This is a genomic window from Enterovibrio norvegicus FF-33 (assembly GCF_000286835.2).
Lineage (GTDB): Bacteria > Pseudomonadota > Gammaproteobacteria > Enterobacterales > Vibrionaceae > Enterovibrio > Enterovibrio norvegicus_A.
The window spans coordinates 1-1,523 of the sequence record NZ_AJYD02000019.1; the positions used below are offsets into that span (position 1 = coordinate 1).

Genomic DNA, 1,523 nt, shown 5'->3' on the forward strand with positions numbered 1-1,523 from the left:
AATCCATCTCTGTACCGGGATGGTCATGCAAAAAGCCATAAGCCGGTTTTTTAAAGCTATAATCTTTAAGCTGCGCAGAGGAAGGTCGAGTTTTCGCTGAACGTTGCCAGCCTTTGATAAAGGCTGAGCTGGCCGTGCCGCCCACGGTGGCGTTATACGGGAGTGTCAGCGAAGAGTGAGACAGCGTCTGAGTGTCATCCGAAAACAACACCGTGTGTTTGTCTTTGCTGTGCAAGAAGGTATAGAACAAGCCTTCTTCGGCCGCGATACGCGCTAAGAATTCCAGGTCCGATTCACGGTACTGCACACAGTATTCGCGTACTTGCGGCGAGCCAGACACCGAAAACGCATACTCATCAATGCCCATTTCTTGCAGCAAGATACTGATGATTTCAGGGACAGACTGTTGTTGGAAAATGCGGCTGTTATGGCGAAGGGACAAACGCGAAAGGGCAGGCACCATTTCAAGGGCATAACGAGTATGACTGAAACCCGTGTCACCGCGGGTAAAGCTGCGCACAACCCCATGAAAGCGTTGAACCAACTCCCCGTCTTTCCACAGCATCAAAGAGACATTGCGGTCAACAACGTCATGGTCAGTCAAAGTGTCAGTGCGGCTGGCGAGTTTCACCTGATACAGGAACGGGGCAGACAAGGCTGATGCCCCCGAGAATTCGACCACCGCCAAGGCGTCGTCAGGTAAGCCTTCAACATGAAGAGTAAATTGCAGACCGCTTTCCGTAGCCATAAACCATCCCAGCTTAAAACGAGGTATCGTCAGGCGTCATTGCTTGACGACAAAACCCGCTCAAGGGCGGGTTGGGCACTAAAGGCTCAATTCTTTCGAAAACGAGGAAGCTGAGCCTTATGCAGCGAAGCCTTAGGCTTCAACCGGCGCACGCCAGTCATCGGCACCTGACGTTCCTGCTACTGTGTGTTCCCAATCAATCTTGCGGTATGCGACAGAGACAGTCACCAGCTGGGTGAACTCTTTCTTGTTCGCGTCTTGGCAATGGGGCATCTGGCAATCGATATCGATGATGGTGCTGTCCGTCAGGATGGTCGAGAAGAAATGCTCTTGCTTGCCTTCCACCGAGGTGCGGTACCATTTGAGTTCAATTTTCGGCAGCATCTCGCCTGAGGCCAGAGAGTTGTACATCAGCGGCACGGCTTTGTTCAGTGCCACGGTGAACTTGAAGGGCTTGTGAACACGTTGACCAGAAGGCTGGCCGCTCTGTGGGTCAGTGGGTACGGTGACGATGTGGTCAAACGCTTGCACCAGCATTTGGTCTTCGTGGCCTTCCACATAGATGTTGCCGACAGAATCCGCGGTGAAAGCGCCCGCGGTAATGTTGCCCTGAGTTTTGCCTTCGATAGCGATATAACATGGAGTTGGCATTGCGATGTCCTTATTCAATGGTTGCCCGCCAATCATGGCCGACAGAGAAATGAGTGATACAACGCAAGAGATAACGCAAAGGGTGTGCCAGCTATGTGGTGCAATAAAAACAAGGGGTTACAAT

At 51.9% G+C, this 1,523-nt stretch carries 2 protein-coding genes; both read right to left on the bottom strand.

All coding sequences use genetic code 11. The features are described 5' to 3' along the window. Window positions 1–748: type VI secretion system tip protein TssI/VgrG (gene tssI, locus A1OO_RS06745; protein ID WP_017005033.1), on the bottom strand; the 748-nt coding region annotated here is incomplete at its 3' end. Window positions 749–880: 132 nt separating this feature from the next. Next, window positions 881–1,399 (bottom strand): Hcp family type VI secretion system effector, encoded by a 519-nt coding sequence (locus A1OO_RS06750; protein ID WP_017003152.1) that lies wholly within the window; start codon window positions 1,397–1,399, stop codon window positions 881–883. Between the last annotated feature and the right edge of the window lie 124 nt (window positions 1,400–1,523).

What these genes read in the sequence shown, in the direction of transcription:
- A1OO_RS06750 (WP_017003152.1), bottom strand. Translation starts at nt 1,399, where the DNA reads ATGCCAACTCCATGTTATATCGCTATCGAAGGCAAAACTCAGGGCAAC.